The organism is Vibrio sp. 10N.222.52.C12, from assembly GCF_041474215.1.
In the GTDB taxonomy this organism is placed as follows: domain Bacteria; phylum Pseudomonadota; class Gammaproteobacteria; order Enterobacterales; family Vibrionaceae; genus Vibrio; species Vibrio crassostreae_C.
Map to the genome: position 1 here is coordinate 21,954 of NZ_JBFRTR010000020.1, position 6,638 is coordinate 28,591.

Genomic DNA, 6,638 nt, shown 5'->3' on the forward strand with positions numbered 1-6,638 from the left:
TGACTCTATAGCTAACTGTATAGAAGAGGTCGGTTTGAGTAACAATCACTCAGGCTTAAACCATAGTGTTTAATCGTCATCCCAGAATCGAACCGAGCGAGATGTCAGGGATCTCTGTTCGTGAGAGGCCCAAAGAAGAAGGGGATTTGTAGTTGTTAGGTATAAGGCCAAAGCGGCTGGTAATCTGGCATTAGAACTATATAGCAGGCACAAAAAACGCCACCCTTAGGTAGCGTTTTAATTAAAGCAGATAAGTAATCGAGATTACTTAGTTACTTTAAGAACTGGAGTTTCGCCAACAGTTACAGAACCAGAAAGCTTGTTCAGCTCTTTGATTTCGTCCATGTTAGAGATAACAACTGGAGTAAGCGTAGATTTTGCTTTCTCTTCTAGAAGCGCTAGGTCGAAAGTGATGATAGTGTCACCAGCTTTAACAGATTGACCTTCTTCAGCTACACGAGTGAAGCCTTCGCCTTTAAGTTCAACAGTATCGATACCGAAGTGAACGAAAAGCTCAACACCGTCGTCAGACTCGATAGAGAATGCGTGGTTAGTTTCGAAGATCTTACCGATAGTACCGTTAACTGGAGCTACCATTTTGTCGCCAGCTGGTTTGATCGCGATGCCGTCACCAACGATTTTTTCAGCGAAAACTACATCTGGCACATCTTCGATGTTTACGATTTCACCAGAAAGAGGTGCGATGATTTCGATTGCACCAGCATCAGCGCTGTCATCAGATACAAGCTTTTTCAGTTTGTCAAACAGACCCATTGTGTCATGCTCCTAACGTTTAGTTTTATTCTGTAGAATATACTATACCAATCTAACAAATTAGACGACTATTTTTAGCCGTCTAACGTTATTAAGCGATTGGCGATTACTGAGTTTTCTCAGCGATGAACTTTTCTACGCAAGCTTCAATTTCAGCAGCTGTTGGTAGAGATAGTGCTTCGTCAGCCATAGCTTTAACTTCAGCGAAGTTAGAGTTACGGATTACTTTCTTAACTTTAGGGATAGAGATACCGCTCATAGAGAACTCATCTAGACCCATACCAAGAAGAAGTAGCGTTGCACGCTCATCACCAGCAAGCTCACCACACATACCAGTCCACTTACCTTCAGCGTGTGATGCGTCGATCACTTGCTTGATTACTGTAAGAACAGCAGGAGATAGTGGGTTGTATAGGTGAGAAATCATTTCGTTACCACGGTCTACCGCAAGAGTGTATTGCGTTAGGTCGTTAGTACCGATAGAGAAGAAAGATACTTCTTTCGCTAGGTGGTGTGCGATTGCAGCAGCTGCTGGAGTCTCAACCATTACGCCGATTTCGATTTCTTCATCGAAAGCTAGGCCTTCAGCGCGAAGTTCAACTTTGTACTCTTCGATTGCTTTTTTCAGTTCACGGATCTCTTCAACAGAAATGATCATTGGGAACATGATACGTAGTTTACCGTGTGCAGATGCACGTAGGATGCCACGTAGTTGGTCACGTAGGATTTCACGACGATCCAAGCTGATACGTACTGCACGCCAGCCTAGGAACGGGTTCATCTCTTGTGGAAGGTCCATGTATGGTAGGTCTTTGTCGCCACCGATATCCATAGTACGGATAATCACTGACTCGCCTTCCATTGCTTCTGCTACTTCTTTGTAAGCAACGTATTGCTCTTCTTCAGTAGGAAGCGCGTCACGGTCCATAAATAGGAATTCAGTACGGTACAGACCAACGCCTTCACCGCCGTTACGCAGGATACCGTCACAGTCTTTTACTGTACCGATGTTGCCACAAACTTCTACACGGTGACCGTCTAGAGTTTCAGCGTGTAAATCTTTTAGTTTTGCTAGTTCAGCCGCTTCTGCTTCGAAATCTGCTTTGATTTTCTTAGCTTCTGCTAGTTCAGCTTCAGAAGGGTTGATGATGATCTTGTTGTTCATCGCGTCTAGCACAAGCATGTCGCCGTTCTTAACTTGCTTAGTGATATCGTTAGTACCAACGATAGCTGGAAGCTCAAGAGAACGTGCCATGATTGAAGTATGAGATGTACGACCGCCGATGTCACAAGCGAAACCAAGAACGTAGTCTAGGTTGATTTGTGCAGTTTCAGATGGCGTTAGGTCGTAAGCTACTAGGATAACTTCTTCATTGATATCTGCTAGAGATACAATGTTGATGCCTAGAGCATTTTTAACGAAACGAGTACCGATATCACGGATATCAGTTGCACGTTCTTTTAGGTACTCATCATCAAGAGACTCTAGTGCAACAGCTTGCTCTTCGATCACAGTGTGGATCGCGTTGTCTGCGTGCATCTTGTCTTTCTTGATGAGTGCTAAAATCTCTTCTTCTAGCTCTTCATCTTCAAGCAGCATGATGTGGCCTTCAAAGATTGCTTCTTTTTCTTCGCCAAAAGTTTCAAGTGCTTTTTGCTTAACAACTTCAAGTTGCTGAGAAGATTTGTTACGAGCGTCAAAGAAACGCTGTACTTCTGCTTCAACTTGGTCGTCAGAGATAGATTGAGTGTTTAGGACAATTTCATCTTCTTGAAGTAGTAGTGCTTTACCGAAAGCAATACCAGGAGATGCTAGGATGCCTGAAATCATAGCCTTACCTTAGTTGTTCAACTGTAAACGGGAGAGTGTGTGACTTTAAGTCGTCGACTAATGTCGCGCTTATTCCTATCTATTTCGAACAAAGCCACTTTGCTATGCAAAATGGCTTTGAAAGAAGGAGACCGTATTAGTGTAGTTGATCCATAAGAGCAACTAGGTGGTCTACTGCTTGCTGAGCTTGAGGACCTTCAGCTGAAATAGTAACGTTAGTACCTTTTACTAGGCCTAAAGTTTGTAGTTTGAACAGGCTTTTCGCGCTAGCGCTTTTGCCGTTAGAAGTCACTGTGATGTCAGCGTCGAAAGATTTTGCTTCTTTAACGAACTGTGCAGCTGGACGAGTGTGAAGACCGTTTTCTGCTGTGATTTCTACTTGCTTCTCGTACATTTTATATACCCCAATTAATTTATTTTTTGTAAGTTTGTAACCAGATTAGCTTAACTGCTTTAGCCCAAATGCGCTAGAGGCTAGTACGCCATGTTCGTGTTAGAACTTAGACTGGTTATAAATTTTTATCCAGCCATGGTCGTCTTTTGTTGAGTACTCATGACTTTCAGAATTTGTTTATTGCTTCTTTTATTTTGAAGCGAAAAATAAAACAGACCCGATATTACCAAAGGTGGGGCAGGGATCAACAAAAAAGCCCCTAAACGGGGCTTTTTTGGACGAAAAATTGATTTGACCACATATTATTGTTGGTTCTCTTTTTCCGTAAAGATGCCAGCAAATAGGGCTGTGCTTAGGTAACGTTCACCAGAACTTGGCAGTACAGTAACGATAGTTTTTCCTGCAAATTCAGGTAGTTCGGCGATTCTGTTCGCTGCTACTACTGCCGCGCCAGATGAGATACCAGCAAGAATACCTTCTTCTTTCATTAGGCGTTGAGCCATCTCGATCGCTTCTTCAGAAGTTACCGATTCAACACGGTCAATAATCTCTAAATCTAGGTTTCCAGGGATGAAACCTGCACCGATACCTTGAATTTTGTGTGGAGCTGGTTTGATTTCTTCACCTGCAAGTGCTTGTGCAATCACTGGAGACTCTGCCGGCTCAACCGCGACTGAAGTAATCGCTTTGCCTTTTTCACCTTTAATGTAACGACTCGTACCAGTGATAGTACCGCCCGTACCAACACCCGCTACAAACACGTCGATTTCGCCGTCTGTTGCTTCCCAAATTTCAGGACCAGTCGTCTGCTCGTGAATCTGTGGGTTAGCAGGGTTGTTGAACTGTTGAAGTAGTAGGTATTTGTCTGGGTCTGAAGCAACAATCTCTTCTGCTTTAGCAATCGCGCCGTTCATGCCTTTTGGTGCTTCAGTTAGCACAAGGTTTGCGCCAAGCGCTTTAAGCAGCTTACGACGTTCTAGGCTCATTGATTCAGGCATAGTTAGCGTTAGTTTGTAACCGCGTGCTGCTGCTACGAATGCAAGTGCAACACCTGTGTTACCACTGGTAGGTTCAACAAGCTCGATACCTGGCTTAAGCGTACCTGCTTTTTCTGCTTCCCAGATCATGTTTGAACCGATACGACATTTAACACTGAAGCTTGGGTTACGAGCTTCGATCTTAGCTAGGACGTTACCTTTGCTTACTTTGTTAAGGCGGACTAGAGGTGTGTTACCAATCGTTAGGGTGTTGTCTTCGTAGATCTTGCTCATGCGATATTCCTTCATTTAATGACAGAACTAAACGTAGTATATCAATCACTTTACCGTCTAGTGTCTTACGATGTTTATTCAGCTTGAATTTAGATTAAACAAGTTGAAAAAAAGGTAAAAGGATTAAAAAGTTATATCATATAGATATGTAGCAGAATTCACGCCTATCTTTATTGAAATCAGAACTTCAAAAAGATAGGCGAAACTAGGAAGTATAGGCGGGGTAATAGACGAGAATTATAGACGAGAACGCAGAGCTTGGTCTTTAAACTCAGCAACCCACATTGCCGTCGCGCCGCAAACGGCAACGGGCATTACGATCAGGTTTAGAATTGGAATTGTGGTGAACACAGAAACAAGCGCGCCAAAGCTGTAGCTCTTGCCTTGTTTTTGTTTCAAATTGTTTCTCATGTCATCAAATTTGATTTTATGGTTATCGAACGGGTAGTCGGCGTATTGAATCGCTAACATCCATGCTGTGAAAATGAACCATAAAAACGGAGCAACGGTTTGCCCTAGTGCTGGAATTAACAAAAGTAGGAATAAACCGATCGCTTTTGGCAGAATGTAGACAAGCTTGCGCCATTCTCTCGCTAATATACGTGGGGTATCTTTGAGGACATCAAGTAAACCATCGTCATTAACTTTTTTACCGCTCAACAACTCTTCAACTTTTTCCGCGAGTAAACCGTTGAACGGTGCGGCAATGAAGTTAGCGAGCGTGCTAAAGAAATACGAGAATGTGGCCAAGACGGTTAACACAAGTAATGGCCATAAAATGTATGACAACCACGACAAGAAACTTGGCAATGCACCAATCCAACCTTCAATCCAAGTGTTTAGGTTGGAGAAGATATAAAACAAGGCACCACCAACGAGTAACACGTTCGCGATAAGTGGCATTAGTACAAACTTACGAATGCTCGGTGATAAAGCGATTTTTATTCCGAAAATAAAATAGCCAAAGCCGGAGCGGGGAACAGATTCAATAGTCATATTTAAATTAGGTCACATGTGAATTTGGTTAAATAGCAAACATGTCTAGTGTACTCGACCGAAATTAAGAAAAAAAGCGTGGTGAAAATCACACCATGTAAGGAACTAATTGTATTAAGTTGTTCTAAAACAGTGGCTACTTTTGATAGAGTAGTGAGATTAGCCAAATTAACCCAACTTAGTGACAGCGTGTTTATAGCTAGTTGACTAAGAAAGCTGAGAGCGAAAAATGCAGGAATTGCGATTTGTACTCATTATTGTTGGCGCATTAGCTATCGCCGCATTATTGTTCCATGGTCTATGGACGAGTAAAAAAGAAGGGAAAGCAAAGTTTGGAGATAAGCCGCTCGGTAAGCTTGATAACGACAGCTTAGATGAAGCAGAAACTATTCCAAACCGTTCATTCGCCCCAGAAGATGATTTTGAGATAATCCGAAAAGAACGTAAAGAGCCGGATTTTGCTGTTTCACCCTCTGATACTGATCCGCTGATCGACTCAGATCCGCTAACAGCGCCACAAGCGAAAGAAGCTTACGAAGATGATATCGAATTAAATGATCTTCCTTCTTTCAGCGTAGAAGACCCAATTAAGGTTGAAAGTGAACCTGAAGTGATTGAGGAAGAGAAGGACGTTGAGCCTGAAGTTCCAAGCTTTGAGTTGACTGACGAGCAAAAAGAAAACCATGCCGGCTTTAAAGTGCAGTACGGTTCGTTTGAAGAGCCTTCTGAAACAGTTGATGAGCCAGTCGTTCCAAACGAAACGCTTACTCAAAGAGAGCCCGTTGTTGCGAAAGAAGTCGTGACTCCGCAAAGTGCGACTGTTGAAGAAGCAAAACCAGATGAAGAACTTGGTTTAGAAGTGATCGTTCTTAATGTTCACTGTGCTGGAGAGATCCCATTCGTTGGGACTGAACTTTTCCGCAGCATGGAGAACAACGGTTTAACTTATGGTGAGATGTCTATTTACCACTGCTTTGCACAATCTACAGATGCACCAAAGGTTATTTTCAGCGTTGCAAACATGATGCAGCCAGGAACGCTAGAACATGATGATCCTGCTGACTTCACGACTAAAGGTATTTCGTTCTTTATGACGTTGCCTTGTTATGGTCAAGCTGATCAAAACTTCAATGTGATGCTGAGTGCGGCGCAGAAAATTGCTGACGATATGGGCGGAAACGTGTTGGATGAGTCACGCAACTTAATGACACCAAACCGTTTATCTGACTACCGCAAGCAAATCAGAGACTTTATGACGGCATCGAATGCCTAGCCGTATTGTTTAGCCTTGTAAATAATCTATATTTATAGAAAAGGGCTCCTAAGGGAGCCCTTTTTGATATTTCAATCACGATAGAGAATGATATGAAAG

General features: G+C 42.7%; 6 protein-coding genes. 1 reads left to right on the forward strand and 5 read right to left on the reverse strand.

Annotated elements, in window-relative coordinates:
* Nucleotides 1-264: 264 nt before the first annotated feature.
* The 5 genes from crr to cysZ all read right to left on the reverse strand — a co-directional run bounded on the left by crr (nucleotide 265) and on the right by cysZ (nucleotide 5,266).
* On the reverse strand, nucleotides 265-774 hold the full coding sequence (crr, locus tag AB4623_RS04500) for a PTS glucose transporter subunit IIA (RefSeq protein WP_004737851.1): 510 nt from the start codon (nucleotides 772-774) through the stop codon (nucleotides 265-267).
* A gap of 106 nt (nucleotides 775-880) precedes the next feature.
* Nucleotides 881-2,605, reverse strand: a complete 1,725-nt coding sequence (gene ptsI / locus AB4623_RS04505; protein ID WP_048660880.1) for a phosphoenolpyruvate-protein phosphotransferase PtsI — start codon at nucleotides 2,603-2,605, stop codon at nucleotides 881-883.
* Nucleotides 2,606-2,741: 136 nt separating this feature from the next.
* Nucleotides 2,742-2,999 (reverse strand): HPr family phosphocarrier protein, encoded by a 258-nt coding sequence (locus tag AB4623_RS04510; RefSeq protein ID WP_004734263.1) that lies wholly within the window; start codon nucleotides 2,997-2,999, stop codon nucleotides 2,742-2,744.
* Nucleotides 3,000-3,301: 302 nt separating this feature from the next.
* Nucleotides 3,302-4,270, reverse strand: a complete 969-nt coding sequence (gene cysK, locus AB4623_RS04515) for a cysteine synthase A (protein WP_017061934.1) — start codon at nucleotides 4,268-4,270, stop codon at nucleotides 3,302-3,304.
* Between the two features lie 237 nt (nucleotides 4,271-4,507).
* Nucleotides 4,508-5,266: a sulfate transporter CysZ gene (gene cysZ / locus AB4623_RS04520; RefSeq protein WP_029235129.1), complete on the reverse strand. Its 759-nt coding sequence runs from the start codon at nucleotides 5,264-5,266 to the stop codon at nucleotides 4,508-4,510.
* Nucleotides 5,267-5,495: 229 nt separating this feature from the next.
* On the opposite strand from cysZ, the gene zipA reads away from it, so the two are divergent.
* Complete coding sequence (gene zipA / locus AB4623_RS04525; protein WP_017061932.1) at nucleotides 5,496-6,539, forward strand: cell division protein ZipA; 1,044 nt, start codon at nucleotides 5,496-5,498, stop codon at nucleotides 6,537-6,539.
* Nucleotides 6,540-6,638: the final 99 nt, after the last annotated feature.

What these genes read in the sequence shown, in the direction of transcription:
- crr (WP_004737851.1), bottom strand. Translation starts at nt 774, where the DNA reads ATGGGTCTGTTTGACAAACTGAAAAAGCTTGTATCTGATGACAGCGCT.
- ptsI (WP_048660880.1), bottom strand. Translation starts at nt 2,605, where the DNA reads ATGATTTCAGGCATCCTAGCATCTCCTGGTATTGCTTTCGGTAAAGCA.
- AB4623_RS04510 (WP_004734263.1), bottom strand. Translation starts at nt 2,999, where the DNA reads ATGTACGAGAAGCAAGTAGAAATCACAGCAGAAAACGGTCTTCACACT.
- cysK (WP_017061934.1), bottom strand. Translation starts at nt 4,270, where the DNA reads ATGAGCAAGATCTACGAAGACAACACCCTAACGATTGGTAACACACCT.
- cysZ (WP_029235129.1), bottom strand. Translation starts at nt 5,266, where the DNA reads ATGACTATTGAATCTGTTCCCCGCTCCGGCTTTGGCTATTTTATTTTC.
- zipA (WP_017061932.1), top strand. Translation starts at nt 5,496, where the DNA reads ATGCAGGAATTGCGATTTGTACTCATTATTGTTGGCGCATTAGCTATC.